The sequence below is a fragment of the Bradyrhizobium sp. WSM2793 genome, from assembly GCF_000379585.1.
Lineage (GTDB): Bacteria > Pseudomonadota > Alphaproteobacteria > Rhizobiales > Xanthobacteraceae > Bradyrhizobium.
In genome coordinates, this window is sequence record NZ_KB902772.1 from 93713 (window position 1) to 112466 (window position 18754).

The 18754-nt window shown below is 65.5% G+C and carries 18 protein-coding genes and 1 tRNA gene; 11 read left to right on the forward strand and 8 right to left on the reverse strand.

All coding sequences use genetic code 11. The features are described from left to right. The first annotated feature begins 25 nt into the window (after positions 1-25). Together A3AS_RS0107610 and A3AS_RS0107615 are read left to right on the forward strand one after the other, a co-directional pair. The gene (locus A3AS_RS0107610; RefSeq protein ID WP_049814808.1) at positions 26-838 is read left to right on the forward strand and encodes an ABC transporter permease; all 813 of its coding nucleotides are present in this window, start codon (positions 26-28) and stop codon (positions 836-838) included. Then, positions 835-1620: an ABC transporter permease gene (locus A3AS_RS0107615; protein WP_018317002.1), complete on the forward strand. Its 786-nt coding sequence runs from the start codon at positions 835-837 to the stop codon at positions 1618-1620. Before A3AS_RS0107610 ends, A3AS_RS0107615 begins: the two co-directional genes overlap by 4 nt. Positions 1621-1871: 251 nt before the next feature. Here A3AS_RS0107615 and A3AS_RS0107620 read toward each other — a convergent pair. Both A3AS_RS0107620 and A3AS_RS0107625 read right to left on the reverse strand, forming a co-directional pair. Next, a tRNA-Ile gene (locus A3AS_RS0107620) sits at positions 1872-1947 on the reverse strand. Between the two features lie 347 nt (positions 1948-2294). After that, on the reverse strand, positions 2295-3269 hold the full coding sequence (locus A3AS_RS0107625; protein WP_026201770.1) for a tripartite tricarboxylate transporter substrate binding protein: 975 nt from the start codon (positions 3267-3269) through the stop codon (positions 2295-2297). Positions 3270-3375: 106 nt separating this feature from the next. On the opposite strand from A3AS_RS0107625, the gene A3AS_RS0107630 reads away from it, so the two are divergent. After that, complete coding sequence (locus A3AS_RS0107630) at positions 3376-4341, forward strand: TAXI family TRAP transporter solute-binding subunit (protein ID WP_018317004.1); 966 nt, start codon at positions 3376-3378, stop codon at positions 4339-4341. 69 nt (positions 4342-4410) lie between these two features. On the opposite strand, the gene A3AS_RS0107635 is transcribed toward A3AS_RS0107630, so the two are convergent. From A3AS_RS0107635 to A3AS_RS47070, 3 genes are all read right to left on the reverse strand, one after another. After that, positions 4411-5625, reverse strand: coding sequence for an ABC transporter substrate-binding protein (locus A3AS_RS0107635; protein ID WP_018317005.1), 1215 nt, complete (start codon positions 5623-5625; stop codon positions 4411-4413). Positions 5626-5723: 98 nt separating this feature from the next. Continuing rightward, positions 5724-6617 (reverse strand): helix-turn-helix transcriptional regulator, encoded by an 894-nt coding sequence (locus tag A3AS_RS0107640; RefSeq protein WP_018317006.1) that lies wholly within the window; start codon positions 6615-6617, stop codon positions 5724-5726. Positions 6618-6626: 9 nt separating this feature from the next. Then, the gene (locus tag A3AS_RS47070; RefSeq protein ID WP_157644218.1) at positions 6627-6842 is read right to left on the reverse strand and encodes a hypothetical protein; all 216 of its coding nucleotides are present in this window, start codon (positions 6840-6842) and stop codon (positions 6627-6629) included. Between the two features lie 45 nt (positions 6843-6887). Between A3AS_RS47070 and A3AS_RS0107645 the strand changes: the two genes are divergently transcribed. Genes A3AS_RS0107645 through A3AS_RS0107655 form a run of 3 tightly spaced genes read left to right on the forward strand, consistent with a single transcriptional unit; the run spans position 6888 to position 10839 of the window. Then, on the forward strand, positions 6888-7715 hold the full coding sequence (locus A3AS_RS0107645; protein ID WP_026201771.1) for a substrate-binding domain-containing protein: 828 nt from the start codon (positions 6888-6890) through the stop codon (positions 7713-7715). A 54-nt stretch (positions 7716-7769) separates the two neighbouring features. After that, a complete protein-coding gene (locus tag A3AS_RS0107650; RefSeq protein ID WP_018317007.1) occupies positions 7770-8876 on the forward strand; it encodes a molybdopterin-binding protein in 1107 nt (368 codons plus the stop codon). 13 nt (positions 8877-8889) lie between these two features. Continuing rightward, a complete protein-coding gene (locus tag A3AS_RS0107655; RefSeq protein ID WP_026201772.1) occupies positions 8890-10839 on the forward strand; it encodes a molybdopterin biosynthesis protein in 1950 nt (649 codons plus the stop codon). 70 nt (positions 10840-10909) lie between these two features. Here A3AS_RS0107655 and A3AS_RS0107660 read toward each other — a convergent pair whose 3' ends face one another. The 3 genes from A3AS_RS0107660 to fdhD form a co-directional block, all read right to left on the reverse strand. Then, a complete protein-coding gene (locus A3AS_RS0107660; protein ID WP_018317009.1) occupies positions 10910-11140 on the reverse strand; it encodes a hypothetical protein in 231 nt (76 codons plus the stop codon). A gap of 94 nt (positions 11141-11234) precedes the next feature. After that, positions 11235-11867 carry a molybdenum cofactor guanylyltransferase MobA gene (gene mobA, locus A3AS_RS0107665; protein WP_245283156.1) on the reverse strand — a complete coding sequence of 211 codons (633 nt, stop codon included), beginning with the start codon at positions 11865-11867 and terminating at the stop codon, positions 11235-11237. Further along, positions 11857-12747: a formate dehydrogenase accessory sulfurtransferase FdhD gene (fdhD, locus tag A3AS_RS0107670; protein WP_018317011.1), complete on the reverse strand. Its 891-nt coding sequence runs from the start codon at positions 12745-12747 to the stop codon at positions 11857-11859. Before fdhD ends, mobA begins: the two co-directional genes overlap by 11 nt. 178 nt (positions 12748-12925) lie before the next feature. On the opposite strand from fdhD, the gene mobB reads away from it, so the two are divergent. The 5 genes from mobB (at position 12926) to A3AS_RS0107695 (ending at position 18662) form a co-directional block, all read left to right on the forward strand. Continuing rightward, entirely contained in the window at positions 12926-13453 is a 528-nt protein-coding gene (gene mobB, locus A3AS_RS0107675) for a molybdopterin-guanine dinucleotide biosynthesis protein B (RefSeq protein WP_018317012.1), read from the forward strand. Positions 13454-13462: 9 nt separating this feature from the next. Beyond that, on the forward strand, positions 13463-14719 hold the full coding sequence (gene glp / locus A3AS_RS0107680; RefSeq protein WP_018317013.1) for a gephyrin-like molybdotransferase Glp: 1257 nt from the start codon (positions 13463-13465) through the stop codon (positions 14717-14719). 45 nt (positions 14720-14764) lie between these two features. Then, positions 14765-14998, forward strand: a complete 234-nt coding sequence (locus A3AS_RS0107685; protein WP_018317014.1) for a sulfurtransferase TusA family protein — start codon at positions 14765-14767, stop codon at positions 14996-14998. Between the two features lie 213 nt (positions 14999-15211). After that, positions 15212-16645 (forward strand): sigma-54 dependent transcriptional regulator, encoded by a 1434-nt coding sequence (locus tag A3AS_RS0107690; protein ID WP_018317015.1) that lies wholly within the window; start codon positions 15212-15214, stop codon positions 16643-16645. Then, entirely contained in the window at positions 16638-18662 is a 2025-nt protein-coding gene (locus tag A3AS_RS0107695; RefSeq protein WP_026201773.1) for a cache domain-containing protein, read from the forward strand. The genes A3AS_RS0107690 and A3AS_RS0107695 overlap by 8 nt, the downstream gene beginning before the upstream one ends. Positions 18663-18754: the final 92 nt, after the last annotated feature.

The following is an 18754-nucleotide window of genomic DNA, read 5'->3' on the forward strand; positions in this document are numbered from 1 at the left end:
GCATCAGCGCCGCGAGCACGGCCTGATGCTGGCGCTGGTGTCGCCGGCACTGCTGGTGATTCTGGCGCTGATCGTGCTGCCGGTCGGCTGGCTCGCCTGGCAGTCGATCTATCATGACGGCTTCACACTGGAGAATTATCGCCGCGTCTTTACCGAGGACATCTACTGGCGCAGCTTCGCACTGACCTTCGAGATCAGCCTCGCGGTCACATTGATCGCGCTGCTGCTCGGCTATCCCGTGGCTTATCTTGCCAACGCGTTGCCGAAAGGCTGGAGTATCCTCATCCTGTCGCTGGTGGTGCTGCCGTTCTGGACCAGCGTGCTGGTGCGCGCCTATGCCTGGCTGGCGCTGCTGCAGCGCACCGGCGTGATCAACCAGTTCCTGCGCTATCTCGACGCCATCTCCGAGCCGCTCGCGCTGGTCCACAACACCTTTGGCACGGTGGTCGCGACCGTGCATATCCTGCTGCCCTTCATGGTGCTGCCGCTCTATGCCGCCATGCAGAAGATTCCGAACGACCTGATGCAGGCCGGCGCCAGTTTGGGCGCGAGCCCGTCGCTGACCTTCTTCAGGGTCTTCCTGCCGCTGTCGTTTCCGGGCGTGCTCGCCGGCTGCACCATGGTGTTCGTGCTCTGCCTCGGCTTCTACATCACGCCGGAGCTGCTCGGCGGCGGCCGCACCGTGATGGTGTCGATGCTGGTGAGCCGCAATGTCGAGCTCTACAACCAGTTCGGCGCGGCGAGCGCCGTCGCGGTGGTGCTGCTTCTCAGCGTGCTCGCAATCTTCTTTGTCGTCAGCCGCTTCATCTCGCTCGATCGTGTGCTGGGGCAGAAATGACGCGCATCTCGCCCGCACGTATTGCCCTCTACGTGATCAGCGCGCTGGTGCTGGTCTATCTGATCCTGCCCGTGCTGATCATCGCGCCGATCTCGTTTTCCAGCGCGCGCTTCCTGACTTTCCCGCCACCGTCGTTCTCTACGCGCTGGTACCAGCAGTATTTTTCGAATCCGGCCTGGATGCAGGCGACGCGGGTAACGCTGACGGTCGGGTTGCTGACCGTGGTGATCGCAACCCCATTGGGGGTAGCCGCCGCCTATGCCATCAGCCATTCAAAACTGCGGATCATGCGCGTGATCCACATTGCGCTGCTGCTGCCGCTGGTGGTGCCGATCATCATCACCGCGGTCGGCATCTTCTTTTTCTACGCCAAGGTCGGCCTGGTCGCGACCATGCCCGGCCTCGTGCTGGCGAATGTGATGCTGGGGTTGCCCTATGTCGTCATCTCGGTGCTGGCGGGCCTGCAGAGCTTCGATCCTGCGCAGGAGATGGTGGCGCGGAGCCTCGGCATGAACCGCCTGCGCAGCTTCTTTGCGGTGACGCTGCCGCAGATCAAGTCCAGCGTGGTCGCCGGCGGCATCTTCGCCTTCATCTCGGCGATGGACGAGACCATCGTCGCGCTGTTCATCTCCGGCGGGCAATATCAGCCGCTGACCAAGCGCATGTTCACCGCGCTCCGCGACGAGATCGATCCGACCATTGCCGCGATCTCGACACTGATGACGGCGGCTTCCTTCGTGCTGGTGCTGCTCGCAACTGGGCGACGCCGTAGGAATGCCTGACGTATCGCGAATATGCATCAGAGCTAACGCATGGCGAAATGCCCGAAGCCAACGACTTCGGCAGGCTGTTGCTGGAGTAGGGAATTACGCCATCCGCAAATTTGCGGCTGCGGGGCATCGGTATCGACGGGCGTCCAGGTGCCGTACGTCCTGGCCGGTTTGCCGAGTCCAAAAGGATTGGACATCGCCAATCTGCACGTTCCGCTTGCAGATTCGCAACCACACGATCGCGAGGAAACCATTGATCCCGCTGGTGGGCCCGGCAGGACTCGAACCTGCAACCAGACCGTTATGAGCGGCCGGCTCTAACCATTGAGCTACAGGCCCCGCCGCGAGACGGTTCGCGGGATGCGCGGCCGGCAACGGTGCGCGGTTCGTTTACAGGGATGGAGGCGGGGGTGCAATGCTGGCTCGGGGCGGACGGGACCACCGGAGCCGCATCGCCGGCGAGTTTCAAATAACCGAAATTGGCGATAATGCCTGTATACCCCTGTTTTGCCCGACGAAGCAAAACGACCTCGTCGAAGCCCGTTTTTTGGATCCCCTAACCCATTGAAATCACTGGCCTCGTCTACTGTGCATGGGGTTGTTTTCGCGATTTTTATGTTGAGAGGGCCTGTTGGCGCCCTCAACGGTCTTGCCGGCGACCGATGGTCCGGCGGCGGCTCTGATTGCTAGTCCACCGAGACCCCCGCGAACTCCACCACCTTGCGCCACTTCTCGGTCTCGTCGGTGACCAGCTTGCCGAACTCGGCCGGCGTCATCGGCTTGGGGATGCCGCCGGTCTCCGCGAGACGTGCCACCAGCTTCGGGTCCTTCAGCGCTTCGCCGACGGCCTTGTTGAGGATCTCGATCACTTCGGGCGGCGTGCCCTTCGGCGCGGAGATGCCGTAGAAGCCGACCGATTCGAAGCCCGGCACGGTCTCGGCGATCGCGGGCACGTCGGGCACGCTCGGCCAGCGCTGCGGCGAGGTCACGCCCAGCGCGCGGACATTGCCGCCTTTCACCTGCTCCATGGCCGATGGCAGATTGTCGAAGATCAGCTGCACCTTGTTGGAGATGATGTCGGGGAAGGCGATGGCGGAGCCGCGATAGGGCACGTGCACCATGTCGCACTTGGTCAGCACCTTGAACAGCTCGGCCGACATGTGCACCGAGGTGCCGTTGCCGGACGAGGCAAAGGAGATCTTGCCGGGATTGGCCTTGCAGTAGTCGACGAACTCCTGGACCGTCTTCGCGGGGAACGCGTTGGAGACGACCAGCATGTTGGTGAGCTGCATGATGCTCGCCACGGGGGTGGTGTCGCGCAAAAAGTCGAACGGCAGCTTCTTGTACAGCGAGGTCGAGATCGCGTTGTTGGGCGCGACGAACAGCAGCGTGTAGCCGTCGGCCGGCGAATTGATCGCGGCGGCGGCAGCGATGTTGCCGCCGGAGCCGGTGCGGTTCTCGACGATGAATTGCTGGCCGAGACGGTCCGACAGCCACTGCGCCATGATCCGCGCCACGATGTCGACCGGGCCGCCGGCGGCAAATCCAATCAGCCAGTGCACGGGGCGGTCGGGATAGGCGGCGGAGGCGGGAGGCGTGGCGCTGAAAAGACCTAAAAGGACGGTGAGCCCGAAAAAACCGTTACGCAAAATTCGCAACATGACGCCTCCCATTGTTCTATTGTCGTTGGCGACATGCTTTCACAAAATCCGCTCCCTGCCTACATCGCCGCAAGTCGGTGTTGACGCAGGTCCGTCAGGGACGCCCATGAGATTCGCGATCCTCACCCTTCTCGGCGCGGCGCTGCTCGCAAGCCCCGTTGCTGCTCAAACCGGAGGCACGGCCATTCCGACCACGACGATCAGTTTGGGCACGGCGACGCCCGGCGGCGGCTTTCCGCTTTATGGCAACGCTTTTGCGGAGGTGATGAACGCGGCCGATCCGCAAATCTCCATCGCGCCCCGCAACACCAAGGGCAGCAACGAGAACATTCCGCTGCTGGAGAAGGGCGAGCTCGATCTCGCGCTGGTCGCGGGCGAGCCGGCCTATGAAGCCTTCGCCGGCATCGGACGCGCGCCTGTGCGGCTGAAGATTCTCACGGCGATCTATTCCAATCCCGGCATGTTCGTGGTTCGCGCGGACAGTCCCTACAAGACGATCCGCGATCTCGTCGGCCAGCCCGTTGCGTTCGGCGCCAAGGGCTCGGGCCTGCCGATCCTGGCGCGCTATGTGCTGGATGGGCTCGGCCTGAAGCAGGACGAGGACTTCAAGGCCATCTATCTCGACCGCGCCGGCGACGGCCCCGCGATGGTCGAGGATGGCCGCGTCGCCGCGCTGTGGGGCGCCGGCATCGGCTGGCCCGGCTTTGCCGCGGTCGCCTCCAGCGCGTCAGGCGCGCGCTTCATCGCGCCTGACGTTGAAGAGATGACGCGCATCCGCGCCAAGCATGCCTTCCTGAAGCCGCTGCTGGTGCCGGCCAATAGCTATCCGAAGCAGGACGCGCCGATCGCCTCGCTGGGGTCCTGGAGCTTCGTGCTGACGCGCGAGGACCTGCCGGATGACGTCGCCTATCGCCTGGCGAAGACGCTGCACGGCGTCGAAGCAGAATTCTGCAAGAAACTCACACAGGCCTGCGAGACCACGGCGTCGAACACGGTCGCAGCGGCGCCGAGGCCGGAGCTGATCCATCCCGGCGTGATGACGTATTTTCGCGAGATCGGGGTGGTGAAGTAGCGAATGGCGAGCTGCGAATAGCGAATGGAAGCATCCCCATTCGCTACTCCCTATTCGCCATTCGCCAACTCACTTCTTCACCATCGGACACGCCTGGTCCGGCGGACCGAACGCCTTGTCGCCGGAGATCGTGGTGAGGATCTTGTAATAGTCCCACGGATATTTGCTCTCCTCCGGCGTCTTGACCTGCACCAGCCAGAGATCGTGCACCATCAGATTGTCCTCACGCAGCTTGCCGTTGCGGGCGAAGAAATCCTCGATCGGCTTCTCGCGCATCTTGGCGGCGACCTTGAGCGGATCGTCGGTGCCGGCTTCCTTGATGGCGTTGAGATAGTGCATCACGGATGAATAGACGCCGGCCTGCCACATCGACGGCATCTTGTTCATCTTGGCGAAATAGCGCTTCGACCATTCGCGGGTCTTGTCATCCATGTCCCAATAGAACGACGTGGTCAGCAGCAGACCTTGCGCTGCCTGCAGGCCGAGGCCGTGGATGTCGGTGATCAGCGCCAGCAGCGCCGCCATCTGCTGGCCGCCCTTGAACACGCCGAACTCCGAGCCGGTCTTGATCTCGTTCATGTTGTTGGGCGGGCCGGCCGCGATGCCGATGATCTTGGCCTTGGAGGCCTGCGCCTGCAGCACGAAGGAGGAGAGATCAGGCGTTGCCAGCGGCGGCCGCACCGAGCCCAGCACCTTGCCGCCATTGGCGGTGACGACCGCGGACGCGTCGCGCTCGAGCGAATGGCCGAAGGCGTAATCGTCGGTGATGAAGAACCAGCTGTCGCCGCCGCGCTTGACCACGGCGTCCGCGGTGCCGACCGCGAGCGCGCGGGTGTCGAAAACCCACTGGATCGCGTAAGGCGAGCAGAACTTGCCGTGGAAATCGGCGGTGCCGGTGGAATGCGTGATGAACAGCCGCTTCTTCTCGTTGGCGACGTTCTGCACCGCGAGCCCGACCGCGGAGACCGGCACGTCGACGATCAGGTCGACCTGGTCGACGTCGTACCAGCGCCGCGCGATCGTGCCGCCGATGTCGGCCTTGAGCTGGTGGTCGCCGATCACGATGCTGATCGGCTTGCCGAGCACGGTGCCGCCGAAATCGTCGATCGCCATCTGCGCCGCCGTCACCGAGCCCTGGCCGGTCGGCGCAGAGGCCGGGCCGTTCATGTCGGTGAGCACGCCGATCTTGACGACGTTGTCGGAAACCTGCGCCGATGCCGCACCGGACAGCAGCGCCGCCGTCAAGGCGGCCGCGACCGGCAGTCCAAATCTGATTGGATTCACGCTTGTCCTCCCCTGATCCGGCACGTTGGCCGGTGTTGCCCCGGGTATGCCCGGCTGAATTGGTTTCTTTTGCAACTATTTTGGGGCGGGCGTCAATGTCAGGCTGCGAAGCGGATCCGCCCCGCGGGTGAGGGATCGTAGCCGGTCAGCTCATCGGCGCGCTGGCGCAGCCGCCGTTCGTTCAGGAATCCGATCAAGGCCTGCATGGCGGGGCGGAAATAGCTGCGCTGCCGCATCGCGAGGTCGAAATTCTCCCAGACCAGCGGCACGAAATCGAGACCGGCCGAACGCGCGGCGGCGCGCGTCGCGATGCCGCAATCGGCCTGGCCGGCGCGGACCAGTTCCGCAAGATCCGGTCCGGTCAGGGCCGGCGTCTCGACCCTGCGCAAATCCCGCGTCGTGGCGCCCACGCGCTTCAGGAGCACGTCGAGCAGCATCTGCGCGCCTGTGCCCTGTTGCCGCATCGCCATCCGGGCGCCGAGCGCGAGCACGTCGGTCAGGCCGTGCAGGTGCTTGGGATTGCCCTGCGGCAGCACGAGACCCTGTTCGCGGCGCGCGAACGCGACCAGCACCGCATCATGCAAATCCGGCGCGGCCCGCAGCGCCTCGACACTGGCATCCCCAGCGAGATCATCGGAAGCATCCAGGCCGTGGAAATGTATCGCCGCCGCCATCACCTCGTTGCGCTGCAAGCGCTCGAGCCCGCGCACACTACCCTCGCTCATCGATCCCAGGCCCGAGCCGGATTCGCGCAAGGCCCAATCCAGCAGCTCGTCCTGGCTGCCGCCGACGACCGGCGGCGGCTCCGCGATCAGCATGCCGGCCGGACGCGCGAGGCCAGAGAGCACCCAGAGATCGAGTTCGTGGCGCGGGAAGAGCCACTTCCCGGTCACCTTGGTGCAGGGGATCGCGCCTGTGGTGACGAGTTCGTAGAGCTTGCGTTCGCCGAGCCGAAGATAGTCGGCGGCTTCGCTGGTCGTCAGGAATTCCATCCTGCATTCCTATGCAAATTCTTGCTTCTTTTTGACGTTCGACGCAGGTGGAATTCTGCATTTCAATTCGTGTCCGCCGGAACCATGCCCGATCATCTCGCTGCTTTGCAACACATCCGCGCGCGCGTCTTTTGCTTTGGTGAATGATCCTGAATCGTTCGGCGCGTTGCCGAAATTTCCCGGGTGACGTGCGCAAAAGGCAAACGCGTCACGAGTGCGGCGCAATCGATCATCATCATGATCGGGTCGTAGCCAAAGGAACCCCCGATCATGGGCCGCCTGTCCGTTGCATTCGCGCTGTTCTGCGGCCTCACCGCCGCCGTTGCGGCGTCATCCGCCGAGGACCGCGGCTTCGTCCTTGCCACGACGACCGCGACGCAGGATTCCGGCCTGCTCGACTATCTGCTGCCGATCTTTCGCGACAAGACCGGTGTCGACGTGACGGTGATCGCGCGGCGCGCCGACGAGGTGCTCGACGGGCCGCGCAGGGGCGAGGCCGACGTCGTGCTGATGCATGCCCGGCCGCAGGAGGAGAAATTCGTCGCGGACGGGTTTGGCGTGAAGCGCTTTGACGTGATGTACAACGACTATGTGCTGATCGGGCCGAAGAACGATCCCGCCGGCGTCAAGGGCAAGGACATCGCGACGGCGCTGAAGGCGATCGAGGCCAAGGGTGCGCCGTTCGTGACGCGCGGCGACCGGTCGGGCACCCATGCTGCGGAGCTTGCGCTCTGGATCGTCGCCGGCATCGACATCGCCGGGGCCAAGGGCGCTTGGTATCGCGAGGCGGCACAGGGCATGGCCTCGGCTCTCGACGCCGCGCGCGCCGCCAATGCCTATGTGCTGTCGGATCGCGGCAGCTGGATCGCCTTCAGGGATCGCGGCGATCTCGACATCGTCGTCGAAGGCGACCGGCGGCTGCTCAATCAGTATGGCGTGATGCTGGTGAACCCCGAGAAGTTTCCGAACGTGAAGAAGGATCTCGCGCAGACCTTCATCGATTGGCTGACCTCGCCGGAGGGGCAGACGGCGATCGCAGGCTACAAGGTCGACGGACAGCAGCTGTTCTTCCCCAATGCGGACAGGTCGGGCGGTTGACGTCGGCATCGCCGGTGGTTGCCAAACCGGGCGATGCATGGTCCACCATGGCGCATGACCCAGCGCCTGCCGCCATCGCTGACGCCGCTCGACACCGCGCTCGCCGCGTTGCTGAGCGGGCTTGAGCCGCTTGCACCGGTGGAGTTGCCGCTGAGCGAAGCGGCCGGCTGCATCGCGGCGGGCACGCCGCTGCTTGCGGCCCATCCGCATCACGACATCGCCGCCGCGGATGGCTGGGCGCTTTGCGCCAACGATCTCGTCGGCGCGTCCTCTTATTCGCCGCTGCCTTTGCCACAAGCGCCCGCGTGGGTCGAGGCCGGTGACACAATGCCCGCCGGCTGCGACTGTGTGCTCGATGCCGACGCGGTCGATGCATCGGGGCCGCTCGTGCAGGTGCTGGCGGAGGGCGTGCCGGGGCAGGGCGTCAGGCGTGGCGGCAGCGACATCGCGGAGCGCACGCCGGCCGGCGCCGAGGGCCAACCGGTCGTCGCAGCCGATCTGCTGCTCGCACGCATTGCCGGTTTGGACAAGCTCGGCGTGCGTCGGCCCCGGCTGCGCATCGTCAACGTGCCGGGTGCAACGGCAACGATGCATATGATCGCGGGGATCGCGCGCGCTGCGGGACTGGATGTGAAGACGTGTGAGGCGGGCGCGCGCGATGCGGTGGCGATTGCCGATGCCCTCGATACGTCCTCCTGCGATCTGATCCTCACAGTCGGCGGCAGCGGCGTTGGCCGCGGCGATGCGGCCGTGACGGCGCTGGCTCAGCGTGGTCAGGTGATCGCCCACGGTCTTGCACTTCAGCCCGGGCGGACTGCCGCGGTCGCGAAGATCGGAAAGGTTCCCGTCGTCGCCTTGCCGGGCTCGCCGGATCACGCGCTGGCGGCGTGGCTCGCGCTCGTGCTTCCGCTCGTCGACCGACTATCGGCGCGCCGGCCGCGCCGGCAGGTGAGCCTGCCGCTTGCGCGAAAAATCGCATCCAGCGTCGGCATCGCCGAGATCGCTTTGCTGGCCCGGGAACAGCACGCGTGGATGCCGCTTGCCGTGGGCGAATGGCCGCTCCAGGCTATTGCCGGTGCGGACGCATGGCTGCTCATTCCCGACAGGGACGAGGGATTTGCGGCGGGCGTGCCGATCGATGCCTATCTGATGCGGGAATGATATGGTTTTTGACATGTCCATGAACCCGCAATCGCAAATCCGTAGCGCGCTCGAACAAGAGCAGTTCCTCAAGATCCTCTCGCGCGAGGAGGCCCTGGCGCGCTTCGAGGCCGCGTTGTTCCCGCGCGCCGTTCCGAGCGAAAAGCGCAAGCTCGGCGATGCGCTCGGCGTGGCGCTCGCTGAAGACATCACCGCGCCGATCGACGTTCCCCCGTTCGATCGCTCCAATGTCGACGGTTTTGCCGTGCGCTCGGCCGACCTTGCGGCGGCTGGCGAAGGCGCTCCTCGGCGCCTCACGCTGAACGGCGAGACCATCCACTGCGGCACCGCGCCGAGGATGCAAGTGGCGGCGGGAACCGCAACGCCGATCGCCACCGGCGGTCCGTTGCCGCGTGGTGCCGACGCGGTCGTCATGGTCGAGCACACCCAGCCGGTTGGATCCGATGCGATCGACGTCCGCCGTGCCGTCTCGCCCGGACAATTCGTGTCGTACGCCGGATCCGACATTGCGCGCGGCGAGGCGCTGCTGCGTGCCGGCACGATCATCGGCTCGCGCGAGATCGGCATGCTCGCGGCTTGCGGCATTGCAGAGGTGCTCGTCGCGCGCAGGCCGCGGGTTGCGGTGATCTCCACCGGTGACGAGCTGGTCCAGCCCGGCGGGGCTCTTCCGCCCGCCGCGATCTACGACACCAACGGCGCGATCGTCGCGGCCGCGATCGACGAAAATGGCGGCGAGGCGGCCTTCCTCGGCGCCATTGCCGACGATGAGGCGAAACTCGAGTCCGCCATGCGCCGCGCGCTCGCCGAATCCGACATGCTGGTGCTGTCGGGCGGCACCTCGAAAGGCGCGGGCGACCTGTCCCATCGCATCATCGGCCGGCTCGGCCGGCCCGGCATCATCGCGCATGGCGTTGCGCTCAAGCCTGGCAAGCCGTTGTGCCTTGCGGTGTGCGACGGCAAGCCGGTGGTGATCCTGCCGGGCTTTCCGACCTCGGCGATGTTCACCTTCCACGACATGATCGTGCCGGTGCTGCGCAAGCTGGCCGGCCTGCCGCCGCGCTCGGATGCCAAGGTGAACGCGACCGTGCCGGTGCGCATTGCGTCCGAGCTCGGCCGCACCGAGTTCGTCATGGTGTCGCTGGTCGAGGGCAGGGACGGCCTGATCGCCTATCCCTCCGGCAAGGGGTCTGGCGCGATCACGTCCTTCGCGCAGGCCGACGGCTTTTTGCGCATCGACGCGCTCGCCGACCAGATGCCGGCCGGGACCGAAGCCGAGGTGACGCTGTTCACGCCGCATGTGCGCGTGCCCGATCTCGTCATCGTCGGCAGCCATTGCACCGGCCTCGATCTCGTCACCGCACAGCTCGCGCATGCCGGCCTGGCCGTGCGCTCGATTGCGGTCGGCAGCCTCGGCGGACTCGCGGCCGCAAAGCGCGGCGAATGCGATCTCGCGCCGATCCATCTGTTCGATGACAAGAGCGAGACGTACAATTCGCCCTATCTCGTCGAGGGCCTCGAGCTCGTGCCGGGCTGGCGGCGGATGCAGGGCATCGTCTTCCGCAAGGACGACAGGCGTTTCGAGGGCCTCGGCGCGAAGGAGGCCGTCGCCGCCGCTCTCGCTGACCCCGCCTGCATCATGGTCAACCGTAACCAGGGCGCCGGCACGCGCATCCTGATCGATCGGCTGCTCGGCGGCGCGCGGCCGGAAGGCTACTGGAATCAGCCGCGTTCGCACAATGCGGTCGCGGCAGCTGTTGCGCAGCACCGCGCCGATTGGGGCATGACCATTGCACCGGTCGCCCATGCGGCCGGCCTCGGTTTCATTCCGTTCGCGGAAGAGCATTATGACTTCGCGCTGGTCACGGCGCGCAAGGACCGGCCGGCGGTGCAGGCGTTTCTCGATGCGCTTGGCTCGAATGAGGCCCGTGCCGCGCTGGAGCGCGCCGGATTCCGGCCTGCGTAGCGACGGTGCAGAAGACTCGCGCATCAAATATCCGGCGGAAGGAGCGGACTGATACCGGCTGGATCTGCAGCTACGATGCCTGGTCGGTGCTGCTGGCGGCTTGATCGGACTGACCGCGTTTGCGCTCCCGCTCCTCGGCTTCGGCGAGCGCACGCTGGGCGGCGGCCGGCAACGGTTTCGGGTCCGGCGGGACTTCGACGGTGTCAGGCTTGCTCAGCTGCTTCGTGCGATCGATTGCGTCCGAAACATCGAACGCGAGATCGACAACGTCGAAAATGACTTCCAAGAGCGAGTCGGCCATGGCTCATCCGGGGCAACGTCCCAATCATTGGTCGTTCGCTTCTCAGGCCCGGTTCATAGCCAGGAGCTCAAGGCCATGAACTCCAGGCAATGCCCTAGGATGCATCATCCAGCGCCGCCAGCCGTTCGGCCTCGGCGATGTCCTCGACCGTATTGGCGTTGAAAAAAGGATCGAGCGGCTCGGTTGGCCACGTCACCGTCGCGAGCGGATAGCGCGCGGTCCAGCGGTCGATCTTGCGGAGGTCCTCGACGACCAGCGCGTGCCTGAGCTCGTCGCGCAAGGCGACGCGCCACAGGCCGATCACGGGATGCGACTGCTCGCCTGATGCGGCGACCGCGAGCTGCGCGTTCTCACGCGCGCGCGTGTCATGCAGGCGCGCGACCAGATCGCGTGGCAGGAACGGGCAGTCGCCGGCGGCGCTGAGCACCCATTCGATGCCCGGCCGGTTCGCCGCGGTCCAGTCGAGCGCGGCGAGGATGCCGGCGAGCGGACCGGGAAAGCCGGGAACGTCGTCGGCGACGACCTGCAGGCCGAACGCGGCGAAGCGCGTGGGATCGCCGTTCGCGTTGAGGATCAGCCCGCTGCATTGCGGTGACAGGCGCGCGATCACGCGCTCCAGGATGGTGCGGCCGCCGATGGTGCGCATCGGCTTGTCGCCACCGCCCATGCGCCGCGCCAGGCCGCCGGCGAGCAGCACGCCTTGCGTCGGCAGAATGTCAGTCGTCACCAGCTTCACCCTTGCGCTTGTGCTTGGCCGACTCTTCCTCGACGTAAGCGAGGTCCTGATCGTAGACGATGCGTTCCTCGCCCGCGAGCGCGATGAAGCGCTTGCCGCGGGTGCGTCCGACCAGCGTCAGCCCGACCTGTCTTGCGAGATCGACGCCCCAGGCCGTGAAGCCGGAGCGCGATACCAGGATCGGAATTCCCATGCGGACCGTCTTGATCACCATCTCCGAGGTGAGCCGCCCCGTGGTGTAGAGGATCTTGTCGCTGGCATCGACACCGTGGCGGTACATCCAGCCCGCGATCTTGTCGACGGCGTTGTGGCGGCCGACGTCTTCGGTGTAGCAGAGCGGGGTGCCTTCCTTGCACAGCACACAGCCATGGATCGCGCCGGCCTCGAGATAGAGCGAGGGCATGGTGTTGATGGTCTGCGTCATCTGGTACAGCCAGGACGTGCGCAGCTCGGCCTTCGGCAGCGCGACGCTCTCGACCGCCTCGAGCAGATCGCCGAAGGCGGTGCCCTGCGCGCAGCCCGAGGTCTGCGTGCGCTTCTTCAGCTTGGCCTCGAAATTGGTGTGGTGTGTGGTGCGCACCACGACCACCTGGAGGTCGTCGTCGTATTCGACCTCGGTGACCACGTCATTATATTTCAGCATGTTCTGGTTCAGCAGGTAGCCGAGCGCCAGATATTCGGGGTAATCGCCGATCGTCATCATGGTGACGATCTCCTGGGAGTTCAGGTAGAGCGTCAGCGGCCGCTCCATCGGTACCTTGATCTCGACCCTGGCGCCGGTCTGGTCGGTCCCGGTCACGCTCTGGGTCAGGCGCGGGTCGTCCGGGTTGGGGACGATCAGGGGCACCGGGGCTTTGTCGATCTTCATCATGGCGGCGAGGTTAGCATGACATTCGGGTCAAGCCGATATAAGCATGCTGACGGAAAACGAAATGCTTCCGGTCATCATTGCGAGGAGCGAAGCGACGAGTCTGGATTGCTTCGCTCGCAATGACGGGAAGGGATAGCGGTTCCACCAAAACCAAGTCGCTCGCGGACACGGAGCTGGAATGAAAGTCATCGGCCTTGCAGGCTGGAGCGGTGCGGGCAAGACCACGCTGTTGACGCGGCTGATCCCGCATTTCAACGCGCAAGGGCTGCGCGTCTCGGTCATCAAGCATGCGCATCACCAGTTCGACGTCGACATGCCCGGCAAGGATTCCTGGCGCCATCGCGAGGCCGGCGCGGCGGAGGTGCTGGTTGCGTCGTCAAACCGCTGGGCCCTGATGCACGAACTGCGCGGGGCGGCGGAGCCGCGGCTGCCGGAGCTCCTGAACAAGCTTTCCGCGGTCGATCTCGTCGTGGTCGAGGGCTTCAAGCGCGAGCCGCATCGCAAGATCGAGGTGCATCGCGCGGCGAACGGCAAGCCGTTGCTGTTTCCCGACGATCCCGGGATTGCCGGGATCGCGGCCGACACCGCCATTGACACCAAGCTGCCGACTGTCCATCTCGACGATGTCGCGGCAGCTGCGGCGTTGCTGCTGCGCGCCGCGATGCCGGTCGAGGAAGCGGTGGCGAAAAGCGCCGCGATACGCTGACGAGGCACCATGGCGCAACTCTCGGACGATTGCTTTGCCTTCGGCGGCCCGATGATGTCGGTCGACGAGGCCGTTGGTCTCATCACGACGCGCGTCAACGCGATCGCCGATCTGGAGACGGTGGCGCTCATCGACGCAGACGGGCGCGTGCTGGCGCGCGATGTCGCAGCGCCCTTGCCTCTGCCGCCCTTCACCAACTCGGCCGTCGACGGCTACGCCGTGCGCAACGGCGACATTCCTGAAGGCGCGGAGCGGGCGTTCCCGCTCGACGGCCGCATCCAGGCCGGCGGCCTCGCACAGGCGCCGATCAAGCCCGGCCATACCGCGCGCATTTTCACGGGCGCGCCGATGCCGCCGGATGCCGAAACCGTCTTCATGCAGGAGGACGTCCGCATCGACGATTCCGGCAGGATCGTGCTGCCGCCGGGGCTGAAGCCCGGTGCCAATGTTCGCCCCGCCGGCGAGGACATCCCGAAAGGGCACGTCGCGTTGCGCGCCGGCCAGCGCTTGCGGCCGCAGCATGTCGCGCTGGCCGCGGCGTTCGGTCTTGTCAGTCTCGACGTCATCAGGCGCATTCGCGTTGCCGTGTTCTCGACCGGCGACGAGTTGGCCCCGCCCGGCGAGCCGCGCGCGGCCTCGCAACTGTTCGATTCCAACCGCTTCATGCTGATGGCGATGCTGCGCCGGCTCGGCTGCGAGGTCAGCGATCTCGGCATCTTGCGCGATGAGCGGACTTCGCTCGGCAATGGCTTGAAGCAGGTGGCCGGTGATCATGACCTGATCCTCACCACCGGCGGCGTCTCGACCGGCGAGGAGGACCACGTCAAGGCGGCGGTCGAGAGCATCGGCTCGCTGGTGCTGTGGCGGATGGCGATCAAGCCTGGCCGTCCCGTGGCGATGGGTATCATCGACGGCACGCCGCTGATCGGATTGCCGGGCAATCCCGTCGCGAGCTTCGTCACCTTCGTCCATGTGGTGCGGCCGACAGTACTGGCGCTCGCCGGGGGCCTGCCGGAGCCGCTTCTGCCGATCCCCCTGCGGGCGGCTTTCACCTACAAGAAGAAGGCAGGCCGGCGCGAATATGTTCGCGTCTCCTTGCGGCGGGCGGAGGACGGTACACTGGAGGCGGTGAAGTTTCCGCGCGAAGGGGCCGGGCTGTTGTCCTCGCTGGTTGAGACCGACGGCCTCGTCGAGCTCGGTGAGAGCATCACGGGCGTCGAGCCGGGGCAGGCCGTAGGTTTTTTGTCCTACGCCGATCTGCTCTAGCGGCGTCGCGTTGACGCCATCGGTCGGTCCCGCCATGTTGCGCCCATGGCCAGAACGACGCTCGATCTCACCGGACTGAAATGCCCGCTGCCCGCCCTGAAGACGCGCAAGGCGCTCAAGCCATTGCAGCCGGGCGATCAGCTCGAGGTCCACTGCACCGATCCCTTGTCGGTGATTGACATTCCGAACCTGATCCGCGAGACCGGCGACAAGGTCGAGATTACCGAACGCAACGAGGCGCGCATCGTGTTCCTGGTCGAAAAGAGCGACGCCCCGTAGAAAGGCGAATATTCACGGCGGCGACGTTTGACTATGTTGCCTGCGCGGGACACGGCCGGAACTTCGCTGCAATGCGAAAGGCGCCGATTGGTGCCGTGGATGAGCTCAAACCCAAGACTCTCAAACCCAAGACCCTCAATCCCAAAACCCCTCAATCCCAAGACCCCTCAAACCCAAGACCCCTCAAACCCAAGACTCTCAAAGACGTCGGGCATGACTTTCTCAACATCGAGGGCAAGCGCTGCCGGAGGTCCCGCGGCGGGCCGCGAGCCTGCCGTCAAGCCCGGCAAGACGGCTGCGGGGCCGGAGTTCGGCGCGCTGGCGCAGGCCTCCATCCTGATCGTCGACGACGAGCCGGGCATGCGCAATTTCCTGGTGCGTACGCTTGCGCCGCGCTGCAAGCTGGTGGACGAGGCGGCCGATACCGACCAGGCCTCGCGCAAGCTCGATTCCAACCGCTACGATGTCGTCATTCTCGACAACATTATGCCCGGCAAGAACGGCGTCGATTGGCTCGCCGAGCAGCGCGCCGTCGGCTTTTTCGCCGACGCCATCCTGATCACCGCTTACGCCGACCTCGACACCGCGATCCAGGCCCTGCGCGCCGGTGCGGCCGATTTCGTGCTCAAGCCGTTCCGCTCCAACCAGATCCTCAACGCGGTGGCACGATGCCTCGACCGTGTCCGCCTCCAGCGCGAGAACTATGTCCTGCGCTACGCCCTGCGCGCCTCGTCCGACCGCACCTTTCTGCGCGACAATCTGATCGGCCAGTCGGCAGCGACGCTGCGCGTGCGTGAGACCATCGCTCGCGTCGCGCGCCTGCCGACCTCGGTTCTCCTCACCGGCGCATCCGGCACCGGCAAGGAAGTGGCAGCGCGCTCGATCCACTCGCTGTCCGATCGCGCCGACAAGCCCTTCGTGCCCGTCAATTGCGCGGCGATCCCGCCCGAGATGATCGAGGCGGAGCTGTTCGGACACATCAAGGGCGCCTTCACCGGTGCCGATTCGGGGCGCGAGGGCTTGTTCCTGTATGCCCATGGCGGCACGCTGTTCCTCGACGAGATCGGTGAGCTGCCGCTGCCGATGCAGAGCAAGCTGCTTCGCGTGCTCGAAGACCGCCGCGTCCGTCCGGTCGGCTCCGAGCGTGAAGTTCCGGTCGACCTGCGCTTCATCTTCGCAACCAATGCCGAGCTTCAGAAAGAGGTCGAGAAGGGCCGTTTCCGAGCCGATCTGTTCTACCGGCTCAACGTGATGCAGATCCACCTGCCGCTGCTGAAGGATCGCGGCGATGACGTGCAGGAGCTTGCCGCCATCTTCATGAGCAAGCTGTCGACCCAGCTCGGTATGCCGCCGGTGCCGATCGACGCCTCGGTGCGGGCGGCGCTCGCAAGCTATGACTGGCCGGGCAATGTGCGCGAGCTGCGCAATTTGATCGAGCGCACGCTGATCCTCGGCGCCTTCCCCGACGATTTCGCCGGTCCCCGCAACGACGGCCAGTCGGTGCCTGCGGACAGTCTCGCCGAGCTCGAGCGCCGTCACATCCTCGGTGTGCTGAAGGAGGTCAATGGCAATCGCGAGGAGGCGGCGCGGCGTCTCGGTATCTCGCGCAAGACCATCGACCGCAAATGCGCGTTATGGGATGTCTGATGGTGCCCGCCGCAGCGGTGAGCTCGTGCGGGGACGGTCCGTCCGCTTCCGGTTGCTCGCGATCGCTCTGCTGCCGATGCTGGTCATCCTGCCGCTCCTGCTCGGCGTCGCAATCTATCGCTGGAACGCAAAATTCGACGCGGCCCTGATTTCCAAGGTGAACGGCGATCTCACCATCGCCCATCAATATCTCGCCCGCATCCTGGAAAAGACCGGCGTCCAGATCCGGGCGCTCGGCCTGTCGGCCCGCTTCCAGGAGGTGCTGGCGCCGGATGCGCGCGGCTCGCTGCGGGACCTGCTCGACGAGACCCGCAAGGAGATCGGTCTCGATTTCCTGTACCTGACCAACGATCGCGGCGACGTCCTGGCCTCATCGCCCCCGCTGCAGCGTCAACCGAGAGGCGACTGGCCGATCATCATGTCGGCGCTGTCGGGCCAGGTCCCTGCGACCGGCGTCGACATTTTCGGCAATGACGAGCTCGCCGCAATTTCGCCGGCCCTGGCCGAGCGCGCGCGATTGGATCTGGTGCCGACCCCGAACGCGGTGCCGACCGACCGCAGCACGGAGACGCGCGGCATGGTCGTGCACGCGGCGAGCCGGGCGATGCTGCCTGACGGGGGCGCCGCTGCGCTGGTCGGCGGCACGCTGCTCAACCAGAACCTCGAATTCATCGACACTATCAACGATCTCGTCTACCGCGCGGCGAGCCTGCCGGAGGGCAGCCAGGGCACCGCGACGCTGTTCCTGGACGACGTGCGGATATCGACCAACGTCCGCCTGTTCGAGGGCCGGCGCGCGCTCGGCACGCGCGTGTCGGCGGCGGTGCGCTCGGCCGTGCTGGGCGATGGGCACACCTGGCTCGACAGCGCTTTCGTGGTCAATGACTGGTACATCTCCGCCTACGAGCCGCTGGTCGACAGTTATGGCAAGCGGGTCGGCATGCTCTATGTCGGCTTTCTGGAGAAGCCGTTCAGCGAAGCCAAATACCAGACGTTGGTGATCATCATCGCTGCGTTCATTGCGATCACCGCCGCGACCGTACCGATCTTCCTGCGCTGGGCGACCTCCATCTTCATGCCGCTGGAGCGCGTCACGGCGACGATCGGCGAGGTGGAGCGCGGGAACCTCTCCGCCCGCACCAAGATGCCGGTGTTGGGTGACGAGATCGGCCGCGTCGCGGTTCATCTCGACAGCCTGCTCGACCAGATCCAGGAACGCGACCGGCAGCTCCGGGAGTGGAATGAGGAACTGAACGTCCGCGTGCTGGAACGCACCCGCGACCTCGAGCACGCCAATCTCAAGCTCGAGGCAACCACCAAGCAGCTCATCATGTCCGAGAAGCTGGCTGCGATCGGCGAGATCACCGCCGGCGTTGCGCACGAGATCAACAATCCGATCGCGGTGATGCAGGGCAATCTCGACGTCATCCGCAGCGTGTTCGGGGCCGATGCGGACAAGGCGAAGGTCGAGTTTCGCCTGCTCGACGAGCAGATTCACCGCATCAGCCAGATCGTGACCAAGCTGCTGCAGTTTGCAAGGCCGGAGGAATATGCCGGCTATGTCGAGCGCCATGCGCCGACAAGCGTCATCTCCGATTGTCTGCCGCTGGTGCAGCATCTTCTGAACAAGACCGAGATCGCCGTGGTCAGGGACGACCGCGCCAGCCGGCTCGTGCTGATGAACCGGAACGAGCTGCAGCAGGTCCTGGTCAATCTCATCGTCAACGCGATCCACGCCATGCCGGACGGCGGGACCCTGACGCTCCGCTCCTTCGATGCCGAGCGCGACGGCCATCAAGGCGTCGCCATCGAGGTCACTGATACCGGCATCGGCATGAGCGCAGACGTGATCGAAAAGATATTCGACCCCTTCTACACCACCAAACGGCGGCAGGGCACCGGACTGGGCCTCTCCATCAGCCAGACGCTGATCAAGCGCCAGGGCGGACAGATCACGGCGGAAAGCCACCTCGGTTCCGGGAGCACCTTCACGATGTGGCTGCCCGAGGCGACCTGATTGGACATTTTGTCCTTGGAGTCAGGACATTCTGTCCGGAGCGGCGCGCTGCGCTGCGGGAAGTCGTTGAATCGTCACGATGCGACTTCTGG